Consider the following 19,316-nt stretch of genomic DNA (forward strand, 5'->3'; position numbering starts at 1 on the left):
CGCCGGCCGTCAGCGGACCATCAGCGCACCCGAAGCGCCGCCGGGCACAGTCGCAGCATGCGAACCGCCGAGAGAACGACCGCGCCGGACGAGAGGTCCGACGGGGGGCTGCCCCTGCCGGCGCTGCTGGCGCTGGCGACGGCGGTCTTCATCACGAGCCTGACCGAGACGCTGCCCGCCGGGCTGCTGCCCGCGATGAGCGCGAGCCTGCACGCGAGCGAGTCCGCGACCGGGCAGACCGTGACGATCTACGCGATCGGAACGGCGCTGACCGCCGTCCCGCTGACCGCGGCCACCGCCGCATGGCGGCGCCGCCGCCTCCTGCTGACGACCGTCGCGGGGTTCGCCGTCGCCAACACCGTCACGGCGCTGTCGACCCACTACGCGCTGACCATGGTGGCCCGGTTCGCGGCCGGGGTCGCGGCCGGCCTCGCCTGGGCGCTGCTGGCCGGATACGCCCGCCGCCTGGTGCCCGCCCACCTGGAGGGACGTGCCATCGCCGTCGCCATGGCCGGGATCCCGGTCGCGCTCTCCCTGGGCGTCCCCGCCGGGACGTTCCTCGGCGCGGCGCTGGGCTGGCAGGCGGCGTTCCTGACCATGACCGGCCTGACCGTCGTCCTGCTCGGCTGGATCACGGTGTCCGTCCCGGACTTCCCCGGCCGCCCGGCGGGGGAGCGGACGGGCGGCCAGAGCGTCCTGCGCGTCCCCGGCGTGGCGGCCGTGCTGTTCGTGACGCTCGTCTTCGTCCTCGCCCACACGATCCTCTACACCTACATCTCCGCCATCCTCGACGGGCTCGGCATGGGCTCGTCCACCGACCTCGTCCTGCTGGCCTTCGGGGCCGCGTCCCTGGCCGGCATCTGGGTGGTCGGCGCGCACATCCACCGCCGCCTGCGCGCCCTCATGATCGCCGGGACGCTGCTGGTCGCCGCCGCCGCCGCCGTCCTGGCGTTCTGGTCGGACGCCCCCGCCCTCGTCTACGCCGCCGTGGTGCTGTGGGGCCTCGGCTGGGGCGGTGCGCCCACCCTGCTCCAGACCGCCGCCGGGGACGCGGGCGGCGACGCGGCCGACGCGGCGCAGGCCATGCTCGTCACCCTCTGGAACGTCGCCATGGCCGGCGGCGGGATCGCCGGAGGCGTCCTGCTGCACCTGTCCGGCTCCGCCTCGCTCGCCTGGAGCACCCTCGCGCTCCTCGCCCCGGTCCTCGCGGTCGTCCTCGCCGCCCGGACCCACGGATTTCCCGCACACCGCTGAAAGGACGAAGACCATGGAGACCGCACTTCTCGAACCGGCCCGCCTCGGCGGAGTCGTCCTCCCGAACCGCCTGGTCATGGCACCGATGACCCGCAACCGCGCGGACGCCTCGGGCGTCGCGACCGACCTGATGGCGACCTACTACGCCCAGCGCGCCACCGCCGGTCTGATCATCGCCGAGGCCGCCACCCCCAACGCGGTCGGCCAGACGTACCCGAACATCCCCGCGATCCACGCCCCCGCCCACGTCGCCGGATGGCGGCGCGTCACCGGCGCCGTCCACGACGCGGGCGGCCGGATGTTCCTCCAGCTCCAGCACGGCGGACGGGTCGGGCACCCCGACAACAGCGGCCTGCACCCGGTGGCGCCGTCCCCGGTCCCGCTCCCGGACACGGTCCACACCCCGTCCGGAGCGCGGCCCGCCGTCGTCCCCCGGGAGATGACCGCCGACGACGTCCGCTCCACCGTCGCCGACTTCGCGGCCGCCGCCCGCAACGCCGTCGACGCGGGCTTCGCCGGGGTGGAGGTGCACTCGGCGAACGGCTACCTGCTGCACCAGTTCCTGTCCCGCGCCACCAACCGCCGCACCGACGCCTACGGCGGCCCTGCCGAGGCGCGCATCCGGTTCACGGCCGAGGTGACCCGCGCCGTCGCCGACGCCATCGGCCCGGACCGCGTCGGCGTGCGGATCTCGCCCGGAGTCACCGCCAACGCCATGCACGAGGACGACATGGACGAGGTCTACCCGGCCCTCGTCCGGGCCCTGGCGGAGATCTCCCCGGCCTACCTGCACGTGGTCTACGCCGACCCGGACAGCGCCCTCTTCCACACCGTCCGCCGCATCTGGCCCGGAACGCTGATCGCCAACCCGATGCTGCCCGACGTCACCACCGAGCACGTCACCCGGGAGTCCGGCCGCCTCGTCGCCGCGGGCGCCGACCTCATCGCCCTCGGACGCCCCTTCCTGGCGAACCCCGACCTCGTCGAACGCCTCCGTCTCGGCGCGCCCCTCAACCCCGTCCAGGACCAGCACCTCATGTACACGGGCACCGCGACGGGCTACACCGACTATCCGACGATGAATCTCGTCATGGAGCGATGAGTTCTCCGGCCGTCCCCGGTCATCCCCTCCGAACGCTATGAAGGAGATGACCATGGACCTGCCCCAGGGCGACGTGCGCCTGCTCGAAACCGACGTCGCGAAGCGCCTGCTCCACTCCACGATCCCGGCCCGCCTCGCCTACACGGCCGTCGACGGGACGCCCCGCGTCATGTCGTCCTGGTTCACCTGGACCGGCGAGGAGCTGGTGATGGCGACCTACGTCCACTGCCCGCCGATGGGCATCCTGCGCCCCGCCGCCCGCATCCGCGCTCTCCGGGAACGTCCCGACGTCGCCGTCACCATCGACACCGACGCGCAGCCCCCGGAGGTCCTGCTCCTGCGCGGCCGCGTCTCGATCACCGAGGTGGACGGCATGGTGCCCGAGCAGGCCCTGTCGGCCCGCCGCTTCCTGGGCGAGGAAGGCGGCGCGGGCTACGTCGCCGGCGCCGACCACCCCGAGACCCGCATGGCCCGCATCGCCCTGCGCCCTGCCTGGGTCGGCGTCATCGACTTCCAGACCCGCCTCCCCGGCGTCATGACGCACTGAGACCAGGGTCAGGTGGGGTTCTCGGGGGCATGAGAGTCCAGGTAGGGGGCCAGTTCCCGGGCCACGGTGCGCAGGGGGCGGACGTTCTGTTCGGCTCTGGCGAGGAGGATGGCGCCTTCCAGGGAGCTGACCATCAGGGTCGCCAGGGCGGTCGCCTTGCGGGGCGGGACGCCCATGGCGGTCAGCTCGCGGGTGATGGGCTGCCGCCAGGCGGCGAACGCGGCCGCCGCGGCGGTCCGGGTGGACGCCACGGAGTCCGCGCAGTCGACGGTGGCGGCGGCGACGGGGCAGCCGCGGTCGAACCCCGTCGCCTCGAACTCCTCGGTCCACTGGCGGACCATCGCCGCGAAGAGCCGGCCCGGCGTGGGGTGCGCCATGGCGGCCGTGAAACGGGTGATGCGGTCGCTCGCATAGCGTCCGGCCCACTCGACCGCCTCGTTGACCAACTGCTCCTTGCCGCCGGGGAAGTAGTGCTGGAGCGAGCCGCGCGGTGCCCCGGCGTGGTCGGCGACCTCGCGCAGGCCGGTCGCGGTGACGCCGTCGCGGCGGATGAGCTGCGCCGCGCTGAAGACCATCCGCTCCCGCGGGCCCCGTTCACCGGTCGCCAAGATCGCCTCCTTCGAGGAAAATTTCGCTGGCTATTGCCGTATCTAGCTGGGTCATTATCATGACCACTGTCATAACTCGCAAGGTGCGGAGGCGATGGTGGACAGCGACGTCGGTTTCCTCGGCCTCGGTGTCATGGGGCGGCCCATGGCGCTCAACCTCGTCCGGGCGGGGACCAGCCTCGTCGTCTGGAACCGGACCGCCGCCAAGGGCGAGCCGCTGCGCGCGGCGGGCGCGACGGTGGCGGCCGACCCCGCCGACGTCTTCCGCCGCACGCGCGTGGTGTTCCTCATGCTGGCCGACGGTCCCGCCATCGATTCCACCCTGGGACGCGGCACGCCCGGCTTCGCGGCGAACGTGCGAGGACGGATCGTCGTCCACATGGGGACGACGTCACCTGAGTACTCGCGCGGTCTCGAAGCCGACATCCAGGCCGCCGGCGGACGGTACGTCGAGGCGCCCGTGTCCGGTTCGCGGGGCCCGGCGGAGTCGGGTGAGCTCATAGCGATGCTGGCCGGGGAGCCCGCGGCCGTGGACGCCGTCCGCTCCCTGATCGCCCCCCTGTGCGGCGAGGTGTTCGTCTGCGGGCCGGTGCCGCAGGCCCTCCAGACGAAGCTGGCCGTCAACCTGTACCTGATCACCATGGTCACCGGGCTGGCGGAGGCGTTCCACTTCGCCGAGCGGCACGGCCTGGACGGACGGCGGTTGCTGGAGGTGCTCGACGCCGGGCCGATGGCCAGCACCGTGTCGCGCGCCAAGGCCCGCAAACTGCTCGACCGCGACTTCGCCGTGCAGGCGTCCATCGTCAACGTCCTGGACAACAACCGCCTCATCGCGGAGGCCGCCCGCGCCGCGCGGCTCGCCTCGCCCCTGCTGGACGTGTGTCACGCCCTCTACGGCGAGACCGTCGCGCTCGGGCACGGCGAGGCCGACATGGCCGCGGTCGTGCGCGCCCTGGAGGCCCGGACGGCCGCCCCGGCGACCGCCGTCTAGAGCGGCCGAATTCGCTTGTCCGCCGTTCCGGGGCGGCAGTACCGTGCCGAAAGTGGATCACTTCTCACGCTCGTGGACGGCCCTGCTCGCGGCGGTCGCCGGCCTCCCGGACGAGGACTTCGCGCGCCCGTCCGGCTGCGCCGGCTGGCTCGTGCGGGACCTGGTGTGCCACCTGGTCATCGACGCCCAGGACGTCCTGATCACCCTGGTCACCCCCGCCGACGGCGAACCGACCGTGGACGCGGCCACCTACTGGAAGCTCGTCGAGCCCCCGACCGGCGACGACCCCCTCGACGCGCTCATCCCGCGGCTGGCCGCCGCCTACGAGGAGCCGCGGCTGCTCACCTTCCACCTCGACGACGTCGGCTCGGCCGCGGGACGCGCCGCGCGGCTCGCCGACCCCGCCGCCCGCGTCGGCACCCAGGACGAGATCCTCACGGTCGGCGACTACCTGGCCGCGTACGTGATCGAGTGGACGCTGCACCACCTCGACCTGATCGCGCACCTGCCGGAGGGGCCGGAGCCGCCCGCCGAGTCCCTCGCGGCCGCCCGCGCGCTGCTGGAGAGGATCGCGGGGAGCCCCTTCCCCGCCTCGTTCTCCGACCGGGACGCGCTGCTGGTCGGCACCGGACGCCGGGCGCCGACCGGCGCGGAGCTGGCCGAACTGGGCGATCTCGCCGCGAGGGTCCCCTTCGTCCTCGGCTGAGCACGGCTCCCGGTGCGGGGAGACGCGGTGGTGTCGCTCCGCGCTACTACAACGCGGCGAGGCCCTTCTGCAGGTCCTCCCGGTTCATCACCGGGGTGATCTCGATCTTCGCGCCCAGTTCCTGGAAGAGCGGCTCGGCGATGGTGGGAATCGTCGCGGTGTCGTCCAGATCGAAGACGAGGACGCAGCAACGCTCGCCGTCGCCGGGACCGAAGTACGCCGCCTCGGGATCGAGCCGGTCCACCAGTGACTTCACGATCTCCGACAGCCTGCCGGTCTTGATCGCGCCGTTCGAGACCTGGGTGTCCATCACCGCTCTCAGCATGACTCTCATCGCGCTGCTCCCCCCTGGGCGCCCGGTCCGGCGCGAGCCCGCCCGCGCCTGCGTGAACCCGGTGCCGTCCCGCCCAATCTCCCACCGGCGTCCGGCGGAAACACCCTCGAACACGTCTCCTGCGGACATCGTTCTGGGAGATCGTCCAGACCGGTCAAGGCAGGTCAAAGTGCGTTTTCCGTGAGCCGGTCACCGCGAGAGCGGCCCAGAAGGGGCAGCCGTCGATGAGGTGGCCGGAAGAAGCTCTCCGGATCGGCCGATCGAGGCCAGGATCTGACCGCCTTGGTTCCTACTGTGGTCAGCAGGTGAACGACACGATCGAAGGCGGGAACCATGAACGTTGACACTGCGCAGAACGTCACCGGGGAGCGGGCGGATCTGCTGGCGGAGCTCGCCAAGGCGCGGCACTTCCTGCGGTTCACCACGCGGGACCTCACCGACGAGCAGGCCGGGCGGCGGACCACGGCGAGCGAGCTGTGCCTCGGGGGTCTCGTCAAGCACGTCACGTCCTGCGAGCGGGGCTGGGTGGACTTCATCCTCGAAGGCGCGGCCGCGATGGGCGACTTCTCCCAGATGACCGAGGAGGACTGGAAGCGCCGCGCGGACGAGTTCACCATGCTCCCCGGCGAGACGCTGGCCGGAGTTCTGGACGCCTACGCCGAAGTGGCCCGGCGGACCGACGAACTGGTCCCGACCCTGCCCGACCTGGACGTCCGGCACGAGCTGCCCAAAGCCCCGTGGAACACCGAGACGCACTGGTCGATCCGCCGGGTGCTCCTGCACATCACGGCCGAAACGGCCCAGCACGCGGGCCACGCCGACATCATCCGGGAGTCGCTGGACGGGGCCAAGAGCATGGGCTGAACCTCGGTCAGCGGGCGGCCGGTTCCTCCTCGCGAGGCTTCTTCTCGCGGCGCTTGCGCAGGGAACCGGGCTTGGCCTTCTCCTCCGGGTGGTGGTGGACGCGGACCAGGCTGGCGCCCGTCGTGAACAGCAGGATCACCAGGATCACGCCGAGGGAGAGGGGCGTCGGGATCTCGGGGACGGACGTGGAGACGTCCTGGTGCAGGAACTCCAGGATCAGCTTGAAGCCGATGAACGCGAGGATCACCGACAGGCCGATCGACAGGTAGACGAGGCGTTCGAGCAGGCCCTCGATCAAGAAGTAGAGGGCGCGCAGCCCCAGCAGGGCGAACGCGTTGGCGGTGAAGACGATGAACGGGTCGTCGGTCACGCCGAACACGGCCGGGATGGAGTCCAGCGCGAACAGCACGTCCGTACTGCCGATGGCGACGAAGACCAGGAGCAGCGGCGTCATCACGCGCTGGCCGTCCTCGTGGGCCAGCATCCGCCCGCCGTGGAAGTCCTGGCTCACCGGCAGGATCTTGCGGGCCCGGCGGACGAGGAACGTGTCCTCCACGTCGGGTTCCTCGTTGCGGTGCCGGATGAGCTGGACCGCCGTCCAGATCAGGATCAGCCCGAAGATCAGGAACGTGAAGGAGAACAGGTTGATCGCGGCGGCGCCGATCGCGATCAGGACGGCCCGCAGGATCAGCGCGGCGCCGATGCCGAACAGCAGCGTCTTCTGCTGGTACTCGGCGGGCACCGAGAACCTGGCCATGATGATCACGAAGACGAAGAGGTTGTCGACCGACAGGCTCTTCTCGACGATCCAGCCGGAGAAGTACTCGGTGCCCGCCGTCGACCCGGCGAGGATCCACACCGCGCCGCCGAACAGGACCGCGACGGCGATGTAGAAGACCGACCAGAACGTCGCCTCCCGGATGTGCACCGCGTGCGGCCGCCGGACAGCGACCAGCAGGTCGAACACGAAGAGCGCGATGATCAGTGCGATCGTCGCGCCCCACGCCCATGCGGGTACGGCGTCCATCCGGCGGCTCCAGTCTCGCGGGCACGTCGGCAGTCCCTATTTCCGTTCTCCGGCCGTTCTACCGCCACGGCCGCCTGCACCGCCGCGAGACCCGGCTCCCGGAGCGGGGCGAAAGCACTCAGGCGGGCCTGAGTACCCGCGCCGATGCCGCCGGATCGGGTGGGCGGCCATGCTTCGGTCATGGACACCTCCCGCTGGCGCCCGCCCGCCCTCGCGGCCAAGGCCGCCCTCGCCGCGCTGCTGGCGCTCGCCGTCGCCTTCCCCGATTGGGACCGGTTCGCGGACAAGGCGATGGGCGTGCGGGTGGCCGCCTACCCCGCCGCCATCATGATCATCACGCTCGTCTGGGCGCTGCGCGGCCGGGGACGGCCCTTCCCCTGGGACGTCGACCTCCTCGTCACCGCCCCCTTCGTGGTGGACGTCGCCGGGAACGCCGCCGACCTCTACGACACGATCGGCGGATTCGACGACGCCTGCCACTTCGGGAACTGGGCCCTGCTGAGCGCCGCCGCCGGCGTCGCCCTGCGCCGCTGGGCGGGCCTCAGGTCCTGGACGCTGGCCCTGACGTGCACCGGCCTGGGCGCCGCCGCGGCCATCCTGTGGGAGTTCTTCGAGTACGGCGTCTTCATCCTCGACACCCCCGAGACCGTCACGATCTACCGCGACACCATCGGCGACCTCATGCTCGGCCTCGCCGGCTCCGCGGTCGCGGGGTTCGCGCTGGGCGTTCGGAGCGCACGGTCGTCCCGCCCCCGGGCGGGCGGTCCGGGGCGACCGAGCCCGGACGTCCTCCTCGTGTCAGTACACGAGGGCCTGGACGTCCGGGAGGGTGATCTCTTCGACGAAGGTCGGGGCGCCGGCGATGCGGATGCCCGGCAGGACGTCGTCCGGGCCGATCCCGCGGCGGGCGGCGCACTGGGTGCAGAGCGTGACGCGGCCCGCGGCGAGGATGACGCCCAGAAGGTCGTCCAGGGAAGTGGCGTGGGGCAGTGAGAACTCGGCGGCCCGTCCCGGCAGCGCGAACCATGCGGACTCCCCGGTCAGCCACAGGGAGACCCCGACCCCGCTCGCCGCGGCGGCCGCCGCGACCGTGAACGCCTGGTTGCAGCGCTCGGGGGCGTCCGCGCCGGCCGTCACCTTGATGACCAGTGGTCTTGCCATGTAGCCACTCTAGTCCGGCGTTCCGCGTAGCATCCTGCGTTGTGGTCGGGTTGGTGAACGCGGGGATCCTTGTCGTCGTGCTGGGGCTGATGGCGGTCGCCGCCGTCCTCCTCGTGATCAAGTTGAGCCGGCTCAGGTAGGCCGGGCGCGTCAGTCGAAGTAGAAGTGGTCGACGGCGACGGCGACGATGACGACGGCGGCGCACGGGGACGCGGACGACCGCGGACGCCGCTACGCTCGGTGCCCATGGACGTTGAGCTGCACCCGGACCTTGAGCCGCTGAAGTTCCTGCTCGGCACCTGGGAAGGCGCCGGCGTGGGCGGCTATCCCACGATCGAGTCGTTCAACTTCGGCCAGGAGATCTCGTTCACGCACGTCGGGAAGCCCTTCCTGATCTACGCGAGCCGGACCTGGAAGATCGAGGAGGACGGCGCGCTCGGGCGTCCGCTGGGCATGGAGACCGGGTACTGGCGGCCGCGGCCCGACCACCAGGTGGAGGTGACGCTGGCCCACCCGACGGGGATCATCGAGATCTACGTGGGAGACGTGGCCTTCAACCGGGTGGAGCTGCACACGGACGTCGTCGCGCGGACGGAGTCGGCCAAGGAGGTCACCGGCGGCCACCGCCTCTACGGGCTGATCGGCGAGGACCTCGGCTGGGCGTACGACATGGCGGCGATGGGGCACGAGCTCCAGTCGCACCTGTCGGCCCAGCTGAAGAAGGTGTCCTGAGCGCCGGGGGCGGCGAGCCCCGGAGGTGACCGCCCCCGGACATGAACGATCCCCGGACCTTCCCGCCGGGTGGCGGGGCGACGGACAGGACGGGTCCATCGGTCCGGGGACCGGGTAACTGCCTGGTATTCGCCGGTCACCGTCGCGACCGGCTACCCCGCCCAGAGGGCGGAGGCTCCGAGGCGGTACGGCGACTAGCGGACAGTCACCTCGCGAGTCCTACAAGAAACCATTGGTTAGGACCACCTCCTTTCGCGCGTATCCAGAACGTATGCGACGCCCGCGCGGCGGGGCAAGCGAGTTTTCCGAGGGCTGAAACCGGACGCCGGGACCGGAGCCGCCGTCCGGGATCTAGACTCGGTGCATGGTCGAGTCGTGGCAGGAGGAGCTGCGGGCGAAGGGGTACCGGGTGACCCCGCAACGCCAGTTGGTGCTCGAAGCCGTCACCAACCTGGAGCACGCGACCCCCGAGGAGATCTGCACCGAGGTGCAGCGCACCGCCCGCGGCGTGAACATCTCCACCGTGTACCGGACGCTCGAACTCCTGGAGGAGCTCGGGCTCGTCAAGCACGCCCACCTCGGGCACGGCCCGCCGAACTACCACCTCGCCGCCGAGGCGGAGCACATCCACCTCGTCTGCCGGGGCTGCCACACCGTGGAGGACGTCGACCCGCGCGCGGCGGCCGGCCTCGCCGACGTCCTGGCGCGCGACTTCGGCTTCGAGACCGACGTCCACCACCTGACCGTCTACGGGCGCTGCAAGGACTGCGGCGGGGCACAGCCGGGCGGCATGGTCCGCGGGTCCGCGACATAGTCTGGACGGCATGGAGAGCCCTCTGCTGCAGTCGCCCGGAGCCGTCGCCGCCGACGCGCCCGACCAGGAGGTCGCCGCGCACTACGGGGACCCCGCACGGGAGCAACGCGCCCTGGAGGAGGGGACGGCGTTCGTCGACCGGAGTAACCGGGGCGTCGTCCGCGTCTCCGGGCCGGACCGGCTCAGCTGGCTGCACAGCCTGCTGAGCCAGCACCTGGACGGGCTGAAGCCGTCCGAGCCGACCGAGGCGCTGCTGCTCAGCCCGAACGGGCACATCGAGCACCACCTGTTCCTCGTCGACGACGGGGAGGCCGTCTGGGCCCACGTCGAGCCGGGGACGGCCCCGGCGCTGGTGGAGTTCCTCGACCGGATGCGGTTCATGCTGCGCGTCGAGGTCGCCGACGTGTCGGAGGAGTTCATGGTGGTCACGGGGCCGGGCGGTCCCGCCGACGGCCGTCCCGCCTGGCCGGACGCCGCGGGGACGACGACGCGGATCGTCCCGCGCGGCGAGTTCCCGGCCGACCTGAAGCCGGCGGGGACCTGGGCGTACGAGGCGCTGCGCATCGCCGAGCACCGCCCCCGGTTCGGCCTCGACACCGACCACCGGACGATCCCGCACGAGGCCGGGTACGTGGAGACGGCCGTCCACCTGAACAAGGGCTGCTACCGGGGGCAGGAGACCGTCGCGCGCGTCCACAACCTGGGGCGGCCTCCGCGCCGCCTGGTGTTCCTCCACCTGGACGGCAGCGTCGACCGCCTGCCCGCGCCCGGCGATCCGGTGGAGATCCCCGGGGGCCGGACGGTCGGGTTCGTCGGGTCGGCGGCCCGGCACCACGAGCTGGGGCCGATCGCGCTGGCGATGGTGAAGCGGAACGTCCCGGTGGACGCCGAGCTGCTCGCGGGCGGCGTCGCGGCGGCGCAGGAGGTCGTCGTGTCGCCGGAGACGGGCGCGAACGCGCAGATCGCTCTGCGCCGCCGGCCCGCGAAACACGGGTAGCAGCCCGCCCCCGGGACGAATATCGTCTGATAAGACGATTTCTGACCGATCGCCGCCCGGGGAAGGTGGATTCCTACCGATGGTCCCGAACCTGGGGAAAGGGGAGCCGGCCGCGGCGCGGAGGGGAGGGACCCGGCGCCGCCCGCGCCGGGAGTCCGCGCTGACGTGGTGGGCCCTGTTCGCGGCGATCGCCGGGATCGCGTGGTGGCAGCACTCGTGGCGCGTCGCGCTGCTCGGCCTGCTGGGCTGGTGCCTGTACGAGTTCGCGCTCGTCCCCACCCTGTGCCGGGTGCTGACGCCGAAGGGCGCCGCGTGCACCGAGCGCACCCGGGGGCGGCTCTTCGCCTGCGGCCCGGCCCACCAGCGGCTCCGCAACGACGCGCTGTGGCGGCTCGCCGGGCTCCGCAACCCGTTCGAGCGGGGCCCCGTCGGCGACGAGGGCGACACCGGAACGGTGGTGGTGTCCTCGGACGTGCGCGGCCGCCTCGTCCCGCAGGACCGCGCCCTCATCCTCCTCGCCGCCGCCGGGACCGTCACCGCGCTCGTCGGCATGGTCTACGGGTTCCGCTGACCCGCGCGTTCGGCCGACCAGGCGGTCAGACGTCCAGGACCAGCGTGATCGGGCCGTCGTTGACGAGCGCGACCTTCATGTCCGCCCCGAACTCTCCGGTCTCGACCTTCGCGCCCAGCTCGCGCAGCTCCCGGACCACCGCGTCCACCAGGGGCTCGGCGACGGGTCCGGGCGCGGCGGCCGTCCAGCTCGGGCGGCGGCCCTTCCGCGCGTCCCCGTAGAGAGTGAATTGGCTCACGACGAGCAGCGGCGCGTTCACGTCGGAACACGACTTCTCGCCCTCCAGGATGCGCAGCCCCCACAGCTTGGACGCCAGCCTGCGGGCCTTTTCCGCGTCGTCGTCGTGCGTCACGCCGACGAGGACCAGCAGCCCCGGCCCCCCGATCGCGCCGACGACGCGCCCGTCCACGGACACGCTGGCCTGGCTCACCCTCTGGACTACAGCACGCATGACCATGCATTCTGCCGCCATGGGAGCAACGACGCTCATCACGGTGGCGCCCACGGGTGCGGAGTCCGCCAAGGCGGACGTCCCGGCCCTGCCCGTCACCCTGGATGAACTGGTCCAGACGGCCAAGGAGTGCGAGGCGGCCGGCGCGGCCGTGATCCACGTGCACATCCGCGACGACGACGCGCGGCCCACGCTCGACCCGTCCCGGTTGCGGGACACGGTGACGGCGCTGCGGGAGAGCACGGGACTGATCGTCCAGCTGTCCACGGGCGGTGCGGTCACCGATCCGTACGAGGACCGGCTCCGCGTCCTGGACGCCGAGCCCGACATGTGCTCGCTCACCTGCGGGACGGTCAACTTCGGCGACGACGTGTTCATGAACCCGTGGTCGTTCATGGTGGACCTGTACGAGCGCACCCGGGAGCTCGGGATCGTCCCCGAGTTCGAGCTGTTCGACCTCGGCCACATCACCTCGCTGCGCCGCCTCCTGGACAAGCACGGGCTCCCCTACGGCGGCCACGTCCACTGCGACCTGGTCATGGGCGTCCCGGGCGGCATGCCGGGCGACGCCCGCACCCTGGTCGCCGCCGTCGAGGCCCTCCCGGAGGGCGCCACGTGGTCGGCCACCGGCATCGGCCGGACGTCCCTGCCCGTCCTGTTCGCCGCCCTGTCGGCGGGCGGGCACCTCCGGGTCGGCATGGAGGACACGGTCACCTTCGCCAAGGGCCGCCCGGTCACGGCGAACGTCCAGCTGGTGGAGCGCGCGGCCCAGGCGGCCCACCTGGCCCAACGCCCCCCCATGCCCCCCACCGAGGCCCGCGCCCTCCTGGCCACCAAACCTCGCTGAGCCCCGGAGGGCGGCCGCGCACCTTTGCGGGCAAGTCAAGCCGGGATGGGGCAATCTGGCCGTTTTCGTGGAGCGGGGTGCCGCTTTCCTGGGATACGCCGGGTACGTGACCTTCGGGGTCGCCGTTCGGGGCGGCGAGATCGCCGGGGGTTCCGGGCGCCGGTGTCGTGGTGATGGAGGAGTGCGGTGGACGTCAATCCTGTGCTGGTCGAGGTGGAGCGTTCCGGGTTCGTGGAGTCCCGGCATCGGGGGGCGGCGCTCGGGCTGGCCGCCGACGGGGGCGTCGCCTTCCGGGCGGGGGATACCGGTGCGCCGATCTTCCCCCGGTCGGCGAACAAGCCGATGCAGGCGGTCGCGATGCTGCGCAGCGGGCTCGAACTCGGCGGCGAGCTGCTCGCGCTCGCGGCCGGCAGCCACTCCGGTGAGGACTTCCACGTCGAGGGTGTGGAGAAGGTCCTCGCGGGGGCCGGGCTGGGGGCCGGCGACCTGCGCTGCCCCGAGAGCTGGCCGATCGACCCCGTGGCGCAGCAGGAGGTCGCCCGGACGGGCGGCGGCGTCTCCAGGCTGCGGATGAACTGCTCCGGGAAGCACGCCGCGATGCTCGCCACATGTGTCACGGCGGGATGGCCCACCGACTCCTATCTCGACCCCGGCCACCCGTTGCAACGGGCCGTCCGGGAGGTCGTCGAAGAGCTGGCCGGTGAGGACGCCACGGCGGTCGGCGTCGACGGGTGCGGGGCGCCGCTGTTCGCCGTGTCCATCGTGGGCGTCGCGCGGGCGTTCCGGGCGCTCGTCCTCGCCGAACCGGGTACGCACGGGCGGCGCGTCGCCGACGCCATGCGGACGCACCCGCAGTGGACGTCCGGGACCCGGCGCGAGGAGCGGCAGCTGATGGACGCCGTCCCCGGCCTGCTCGTCAAGTGCGGCGCCGAGGGCGTGGACGCCTTCGCGTTCGCCGACGGGCGCGCGGGGGTCGTCAAGATCGACGACGGGGCGATGCGGGCGCGGACGCCCGTGACCGTCGCGCTGCTGCGCGCCCTCGGCGTCCACGACGGCGCCGACGGGGGCGCCCTGGACGAGCTGGCGATCGTCGAGGTGCGCGGCGGGGACGGCGTCGTCGGCGCCATCCGCCCGGCACCGGGCGTCTTCGACCGGGCGGCCTAGCCTGTGTTTCAAAGTCCCGGCCCACTTCGCTCGCCTGGCGGCTCGCTACGTGACCGGACCTGGGCGAACGCGGCATCGCTTCGCGATCAGCCCGGTTTCGCTCGCCTCCGGCTTCGCTGCACCGGGCAGGTCACGCGTTCGCGCGCGTGCCCGAGGCCACTTCGAGACAGGCCCTAGCCCGGAGCCCTTCCACGCACGCCATCATCGGCGTCCGGCTCACGGCGCGGGAGACCGACAACCCCTACGCCGAGCGCTCCGTGCTCATGGGCACCGCCGTCGTCCTGGGCGGCCGAGCGGGTCATTCGCCGAGCGCGGTGGCGAGGTCGTCCAGATGGCGGGAGACCGGGCCCAGGGTGAGCAGCCCGCTCTGCGCGCCGGCCGACTCGCCCGCGGCCGGAAGGAGCTCGTCGCGCGCGCGTCGCATCGCCGTCCGGTCGCCCACGGCAACGGCAGCCTGGGCGGTGAGGCCCCACAGAGCTTCGAACAGCAGGTCGCGGGGCGGGTCGGGGACGTCCCGCAACGCTGCGGCGGCCTCGTCGGGACGCCCGCGCGCCAACAGCACCAAGGGACGGGCCCAGGGCAGGTACGGCCCCCAATCGGCGGGCTCGGTCTGTGCGGGCAGCCGGTGCAGGACGCGCAGGCAGAGGAGGGCGAGCGGCAGCAAGCCGACCTCCAAACCGGGCATACCGCACCCCTTCATGTGCGCGGCGGCGCCGCGGTAGGCCTCCTCCGCCTCCTCGAACGAGGGCTCGCCGGACGCGGCGAGCCGCAGAGCCCGGTACCAGGTCGTGAACACGCCGACCAGAGGACGCTCGTGCCGCTCGGCCAGGCGGTCGGCGGCGGCCGCGTGCCGGTCGGCCCCGCCGAAGTCGCCCAGCGCGCTGCGGGCCTGGAGCCGGATGAGGTGCCCGAGCACCTCGTAGCTCGACAGGTCGCCCCGCGCCGACAGGTCCACCAGTTCGGCGCCGATCTCGTCCCGCCGCGCCGCCAGCCCCGCCCGGTCGAACGCCTGCATGAACGCGCCGTTCAGCGCGAACGCCAGGAGCGCCGGATCGTCCAGCTCGCGGGCCGTCCGCACCGCCGCACGCGCCGCCTCACGCCCCCGGTCATCGCGGGCGCCGCGCGACTCCAGCGCGATCGTGGCCAGAAGACGGGCCCGCGCGGCCTCCTGCCCGTCCGGCGGCAGCGCGGCAAGGGCGCGCTCCGCCGCCGCCACCACTCCGGCCGCCTGGCGCGGATCGTCCGACCGGGTCCAGATCGCCGGGACGTCGAACGCGCCGATCACCCTGGCGGTCAGCTCCGCGTCGCCCAGCTCCTCGGCCGCCGTGATCGCCGCCAGGCGCTGCTCGCGGGCCGCCTCCAGGCCCTCGGCGCCGGTCACCGCGAGGCTCCGCAGGAGGCCGACCGTCGATTCCAGCCGAGCGCGCGCGCCGGACGCCACCGTTCGGTCGTACGCCTGGGCCGCCTGCGCCCACACGCGCGACGCCGCATCCCGTGAAGGTTCCAGGTGGTCGGCCTGGCGGAGGATGTCCTCCTCTAGGCGGCGCAAGGCCGGACCAGGGTCCAACCCCAGCTCCTCGACCAGAAGGCCGCGCGCCCTTTGGAGGACGGCCAGCGCGTCACCCTGGCGGCCGGTTCGGTACAGGGCGAGCGCCAGCAGACGCCAGGCGTCCTCGCGCCAGGGATGGTCGGCGACATGCGCGTCCAGGTCCGGTATCGCCTCGGCGGCTAGGCCCAGCGACAGCCGCGCCCCGGCCGTCCGTTCGACGGCGCGCAGCCGCAGTTCGGCCAGCCGGGAGTGCTCCGCCCGGGCCCACGGCTCGTCGGCGAACTCGGCGTAGGCGGGGCCGCGCCACCAGCTCAGCGCCTCGTCCAGCGCGCCGGCCAGCTCTGCGGCCGGACGCTCCGAGGCCACGACCCGCTCGAAACGCCAGGCGTCCACGGCCTCCGGCCCGGCGCGCAGCGCGTATCCCGGACCCTCGGTGACCAGCAGCCGGGGCGGCGTCCTCGGCGGACGATCCGGTTCGAGGACGCGCCGCAGGGCGGCCACGAAGGTGCGGACGGCGCCGACCGCGTCCGACGGCGGTTCGAGCCACAGATCGTCCACGATCCGGGAGACCGGCACCACGCGCCCGCGCGCGACGATCAGGCGGGCCAGGACGGCGCGGTGCCGCGGCCCCTTCAGGGCGATCGCGTTCCCGGACCCGTCCCAGGCGGTCACCGGCCCCAGCACCCCGAACAGGACCTCCACGCCACCACGGTATAGCGCGCTCATCGGATGCTCATCCGCGCCCGGCAGCCTGGACGCATGCCAACGATCAGCGATTTCGACTACCAGCGCGTCCCCGTCGCCGAGGGCGTGTCCCTCAACGCGGCGGTCGGCGGATCGGGCTCCCCGATCGTCCTGCTGCACGGCTTCCCGCAGACCCACCTGATGTGGCGGCACGTCGCCCGCGACCTCGCCGCCGACCACACGGTCCTCGTCCCCGACCTGCGCGGGTACGGCGAGAGCGACAAACCGTCCGACGGCTACTCCAAGCGGACCATGGCCGCCGACACCGTCGCCCTCGCCCGCGCCCTCGGGCACGACCGCTTCGCCCTCGCCGGCCACGACCGCGGCGCGCTCGTCGCGTTCCGCGCAGGCCTCGACCACCCCGGCACGATCACCCACCTGGCCTGCCTGGACGTCCTGCCGACCCTGGACATGTGGGACGTCCTGCACGGCGCGTCGGCCGCCGTCGGCTTCCACCTGTACCTGATGGCGCAGCCGCCCGGCCTCCCCGAGCAACTGATCGCCGGGGCCTCCGACGCCTTCTTCGGCCACTTCCTCGACGTGTGGACGAACGACCCGTCCGCGATCCCGCCCGACGTCGGCGCCGCCTACCTGGACGCCTGCCGCGCCGCCGTCCCCTCGATCGTCGCGGACTACCGCGCGTCCGCCGGCGTCGACGTCGAGCACGACAAGGCCGACCGCGACGCGGGCAACCGCCTGCGGATGCCCGTCACCGTCCTGCAGCAGGACTGGGGCGCCGCCCTGGGCTACGACGCCGTCGCGCTGTGGGACGCCTGGGCGGCCGACCTCCGGCACGAGACCGTCACGTGCGGCCACTTCATGGCCGAGGAGGCGCCTGCGGAGGTGGCGAAGTCCCTCAGGACGCTCCTGGACCGTTAGGGCGGGACGTGCGGGCGGGCCCTGCACCTACCAGAAGGGCGGGCCGCCCTGCGTCGCCGCCCACACCCACACGTAGATGAGGAAGCCGGTCGCGGCCAGTCCCACCAGGAGTTCCCAGTTGGGCGGCGACGCGCTCCGTCCGTTCCTATGGTTCATGGCGATCGTCCGTTCGTCCGGTGTGCCTCGTTGTGACTGGCCTAGCCGGAGGCGTCCCGGACAATCCCAGCGGCGGGCAAACTCAGCGGAGGTAGTCCTCGAAGCCGTTCGCCAGGGACTCGGCCATGAGCTGCCTGAACGCGGCGCTCGACATCTTGGCCGCGTCCCCCGCGTTCTTCATGTTCCCGCATTCGATGAACACGGCCGGCACGGTGGACAGGTTCAGCCCGCCGAGATCATCCCGCCGGTCGAGGCCGTCCTTCCCGAGGTAGTCGGCGTAGGGCATGTTCGTCCCCGACCGGTAGGCGTCGCGGATCGCCGTCCCCAGACGGGCGGACGGGGCGACGATCCTCGTGTTCCCGCCCACGGGCAGCGGCAGGATGACGTGGAACCCGTGCTTGGCCGCCGCCGCCCCGTCGCCGTGGATGGACAGCGTCGCGTCGGCGTGCGCCCGGTTCCCGATCGCCGCCCGCTCCGTGACGCAAGGCCCCACACCCCTGTCGCCGGCGCGCGTCAACGTCACCAAGGCGCCCCTGGCCCGCAGCGCCTTCGCCAGCCGGTTGGAGACGTCCCAGGTGAAGGCGTGCTCGGCGTAGCCGTCCGCGGTGGCGGTACCGGTCGTGTTGCAGGGCTTGTAGCCGTTCCCGACCCACACCGGCTTGCTGATCACCTCCGGATGGGCCGCGTTCCCGCCGTTGTGGCCGGGATCGATCACGATCACTTTCCCGCCGAGCCGTCCCGGCGCGGCGGACCCGCTGCCCTCCGCGGCCGGCGGCGGCTCGTTCCTCGTGGCGGGCGAACCATGACAGGCGACCATTCCCAGGCAGACCAGACCTGCCGCCACGGGCCATCCCGCACGATTTTCCATGGGCCGGCCTCCCCCTCGACTCCCTCCACCCTGATCTTGCGCCGGCCCCGGTGGCGCCAAACGGAACGGGCGGGAGGTCGTCCCTCCCGCCCGCTTCGTCCAGCGCCGGACTCAGCTCTTCGTGAACTGGGCGATCGCGCCGAGGACCACCGTGTCGGTGAGGTAGCCGATGTGGGTCTGGCAGGCCACGTAGTGGTTGTTCGCGCCGTTCAGACTGGTGCTGGTGTAGGGGATGATGATGCCGTCGCACGGCGAGTACCAGGTGGCGTACTGCGTGCTGCCGGGCGTCTCGTCCCCCGCGGTGATCTGCTGGACGAACGTCGACCCTGGGAGCATCTGCCGGCACGTCTCGTAGATCGTGCAGGCGCTGGCGTACGTCGTCCCGTGGTTGGCGCCCGCGATGGACGCCAGGTGCGCGACGTTCGGGTTGCCGTTCAGCACCTTCAGGTAGTACTGGCTGACCAGGCCGCCCATGGAGTGGTTGACGATGTCGACCTGGGAGGCGCCGGTCCGCGACTTCACCTGGTTCACGTACGAGGCGAGCCCCGCCGCGTTCTGCTTGTTGTCGCCGTAGGAGTTGTACTCGTAGGCGTACAGCTGGTCGCTGCTGTAGCCCGCGGCACGGAACACCGACATGGCGGTGACCCAGTTGGACGCGTTGCCGGTGTACCCGTGCACGAACACCACGGGCCGCGGCCCCGCAGCCTGCGCCGGCGTGAGGCCGACTCCGAAGGCCCCCAGCGCCGCGAGCAACGCGACGAGGGAACCGAGGACCTTTCTCATGGAACCTCCAGGGGTGGGACAGCCAACGCCCGGAGTCTGACCCCCGCCGTTCCGGCGGGCATCGGCGAAATCACCGGCCTTCGCCCGCGCGCCTATGGGCGGAGACCTGGAGGCCCGGTCAAGGAGCGCATCGGGCCATGGCCCAGGCGGTGCGGGAGCCCCGGTTC

22 protein-coding genes are annotated in these 19,316 nt (G+C 72.7%); 13 read left to right on the forward strand and 9 right to left on the reverse strand.

The features are described from left to right. Positions 1–57: 57 nt before the first annotated feature. From AB0H37_RS01075 to AB0H37_RS01085, 3 genes are read left to right on the forward strand one after another with little or no spacing between them, the layout of a single operon-like run. Positions 58–1,254 (forward strand): MFS transporter, encoded by a 1,197-nt coding sequence (locus AB0H37_RS01075; protein ID WP_179832307.1) that lies wholly within the window; start codon positions 58–60, stop codon positions 1,252–1,254. A gap of 13 nt (positions 1,255–1,267) precedes the next feature. Further along, complete coding sequence (locus AB0H37_RS01080) at positions 1,268–2,356, forward strand: alkene reductase (protein WP_360610465.1); 1,089 nt, start codon at positions 1,268–1,270, stop codon at positions 2,354–2,356. A gap of 52 nt (positions 2,357–2,408) precedes the next feature. Then, positions 2,409–2,903, forward strand: a complete 495-nt coding sequence (locus AB0H37_RS01085; protein WP_360610467.1) for a pyridoxamine 5'-phosphate oxidase — start codon at positions 2,409–2,411, stop codon at positions 2,901–2,903. Between the two features lie 8 nt (positions 2,904–2,911). On the opposite strand, the gene AB0H37_RS01090 is transcribed toward AB0H37_RS01085, so the two are convergent. Then, positions 2,912–3,511, reverse strand: coding sequence for a TetR/AcrR family transcriptional regulator (locus tag AB0H37_RS01090; RefSeq protein WP_360610469.1), 600 nt, complete (start codon positions 3,509–3,511; stop codon positions 2,912–2,914). Between the two features lie 94 nt (positions 3,512–3,605). Here AB0H37_RS01090 and AB0H37_RS01095 point away from each other — a divergent pair, with 94 nt between their 5' ends. Next, a complete protein-coding gene (locus tag AB0H37_RS01095; protein WP_360610471.1) occupies positions 3,606–4,502 on the forward strand; it encodes an NAD(P)-dependent oxidoreductase in 897 nt (298 codons plus the stop codon). A gap of 52 nt (positions 4,503–4,554) precedes the next feature. Beyond that, a complete protein-coding gene (locus tag AB0H37_RS01100) occupies positions 4,555–5,208 on the forward strand; it encodes a maleylpyruvate isomerase N-terminal domain-containing protein (protein ID WP_360610473.1) in 654 nt (217 codons plus the stop codon). Between the two features lie 46 nt (positions 5,209–5,254). On the opposite strand, the gene AB0H37_RS01105 is transcribed toward AB0H37_RS01100, so the two are convergent. Then, entirely contained in the window at positions 5,255–5,542 is a 288-nt protein-coding gene (locus AB0H37_RS01105) for a DUF3303 family protein (RefSeq protein ID WP_329095695.1), read from the reverse strand. 333 nt (positions 5,543–5,875) lie between these two features. On the opposite strand from AB0H37_RS01105, the gene AB0H37_RS01110 reads away from it, so the two are divergent. Continuing rightward, positions 5,876–6,406 (forward strand): DinB family protein, encoded by a 531-nt coding sequence (locus tag AB0H37_RS01110; protein WP_179832312.1) that lies wholly within the window; start codon positions 5,876–5,878, stop codon positions 6,404–6,406. A gap of 7 nt (positions 6,407–6,413) precedes the next feature. Here AB0H37_RS01110 and AB0H37_RS01115 read toward each other — a convergent pair whose 3' ends face one another. Together AB0H37_RS01115 and AB0H37_RS01120 are read right to left on the reverse strand one after the other, a co-directional pair. Further along, positions 6,414–7,433 carry a TerC family protein gene (locus AB0H37_RS01115; RefSeq protein WP_329095691.1) on the reverse strand — a complete coding sequence of 340 codons (1,020 nt, stop codon included), beginning with the start codon at positions 7,431–7,433 and terminating at the stop codon, positions 6,414–6,416. A gap of 798 nt (positions 7,434–8,231) precedes the next feature. Beyond that, complete coding sequence (locus tag AB0H37_RS01120; RefSeq protein WP_179832314.1) at positions 8,232–8,594, reverse strand: DsrE family protein; 363 nt, start codon at positions 8,592–8,594, stop codon at positions 8,232–8,234. A 246-nt stretch (positions 8,595–8,840) separates the two neighbouring features. Here AB0H37_RS01120 and AB0H37_RS01125 point away from each other — a divergent pair, with 246 nt between their 5' ends. From AB0H37_RS01125 to AB0H37_RS01140, 4 genes are all read left to right on the forward strand, one after another. Beyond that, positions 8,841–9,326 carry an FABP family protein gene (locus AB0H37_RS01125; protein ID WP_329095688.1) on the forward strand — a complete coding sequence of 162 codons (486 nt, stop codon included), beginning with the start codon at positions 8,841–8,843 and terminating at the stop codon, positions 9,324–9,326. Between the two features lie 364 nt (positions 9,327–9,690). After that, the gene (locus AB0H37_RS01130; protein WP_360610477.1) at positions 9,691–10,140 is read left to right on the forward strand and encodes a transcriptional repressor; all 450 of its coding nucleotides are present in this window, start codon (positions 9,691–9,693) and stop codon (positions 10,138–10,140) included. A gap of 10 nt (positions 10,141–10,150) precedes the next feature. Further along, the gene (locus tag AB0H37_RS01135) at positions 10,151–11,137 is read left to right on the forward strand and encodes a folate-binding protein (protein ID WP_360610479.1); all 987 of its coding nucleotides are present in this window, start codon (positions 10,151–10,153) and stop codon (positions 11,135–11,137) included. A 79-nt stretch (positions 11,138–11,216) separates the two neighbouring features. Then, a complete protein-coding gene (locus AB0H37_RS01140) occupies positions 11,217–11,708 on the forward strand; it encodes a hypothetical protein (RefSeq protein ID WP_179832318.1) in 492 nt (163 codons plus the stop codon). 25 nt (positions 11,709–11,733) lie between these two features. Here the strand turns inward: AB0H37_RS01140 and dtd are convergent, their stop codons facing one another. Further along, on the reverse strand, positions 11,734–12,159 hold the full coding sequence (gene dtd, locus AB0H37_RS01145) for a D-aminoacyl-tRNA deacylase (RefSeq protein ID WP_329095680.1): 426 nt from the start codon (positions 12,157–12,159) through the stop codon (positions 11,734–11,736). Between the two features lie 19 nt (positions 12,160–12,178). Here dtd and AB0H37_RS01150 point away from each other — a divergent pair, with 19 nt between their 5' ends. Together AB0H37_RS01150 and AB0H37_RS01155 are read left to right on the forward strand one after the other, a co-directional pair. Further along, positions 12,179–13,006, forward strand: coding sequence for a 3-keto-5-aminohexanoate cleavage protein (locus AB0H37_RS01150; RefSeq protein WP_360610482.1), 828 nt, complete (start codon positions 12,179–12,181; stop codon positions 13,004–13,006). A gap of 186 nt (positions 13,007–13,192) precedes the next feature. Beyond that, the gene (locus AB0H37_RS01155) at positions 13,193–14,170 is read left to right on the forward strand and encodes an asparaginase (RefSeq protein WP_360610484.1); all 978 of its coding nucleotides are present in this window, start codon (positions 13,193–13,195) and stop codon (positions 14,168–14,170) included. A gap of 298 nt (positions 14,171–14,468) precedes the next feature. Here the strand turns inward: AB0H37_RS01155 and AB0H37_RS01160 are convergent, their stop codons facing one another. Beyond that, positions 14,469–16,445: a BTAD domain-containing putative transcriptional regulator gene (locus AB0H37_RS01160; protein ID WP_360610486.1), complete on the reverse strand. Its 1,977-nt coding sequence runs from the start codon at positions 16,443–16,445 to the stop codon at positions 14,469–14,471. A gap of 33 nt (positions 16,446–16,478) precedes the next feature. On the opposite strand from AB0H37_RS01160, the gene AB0H37_RS01165 reads away from it, so the two are divergent. After that, positions 16,479–17,342 (forward strand): alpha/beta hydrolase, encoded by an 864-nt coding sequence (locus tag AB0H37_RS01165; protein WP_360610488.1) that lies wholly within the window; start codon positions 16,479–16,481, stop codon positions 17,340–17,342. A gap of 27 nt (positions 17,343–17,369) precedes the next feature. Here AB0H37_RS01165 and AB0H37_RS01170 read toward each other — a convergent pair whose 3' ends face one another. From AB0H37_RS01170 to AB0H37_RS01180, 3 genes are all read right to left on the reverse strand, one after another. Further along, a complete protein-coding gene (locus tag AB0H37_RS01170) occupies positions 17,370–17,498 on the reverse strand; it encodes a hypothetical protein (RefSeq protein ID WP_329097531.1) in 129 nt (42 codons plus the stop codon). 82 nt (positions 17,499–17,580) lie between these two features. Then, positions 17,581–18,366 (reverse strand): N-acetylmuramoyl-L-alanine amidase, encoded by a 786-nt coding sequence (locus AB0H37_RS01175; RefSeq protein ID WP_360610490.1) that lies wholly within the window; start codon positions 18,364–18,366, stop codon positions 17,581–17,583. Positions 18,367–18,477: 111 nt separating this feature from the next. After that, positions 18,478–19,149 (reverse strand): alpha/beta fold hydrolase, encoded by a 672-nt coding sequence (locus tag AB0H37_RS01180; RefSeq protein WP_360610492.1) that lies wholly within the window; start codon positions 19,147–19,149, stop codon positions 18,478–18,480. Positions 19,150–19,316: the final 167 nt, after the last annotated feature.

The organism is Actinomadura sp. NPDC023710 (assembly GCF_040639875.1).
GTDB lineage: Bacteria > Actinomycetota > Actinomycetes > Streptosporangiales > Streptosporangiaceae > Spirillospora > Spirillospora citrea.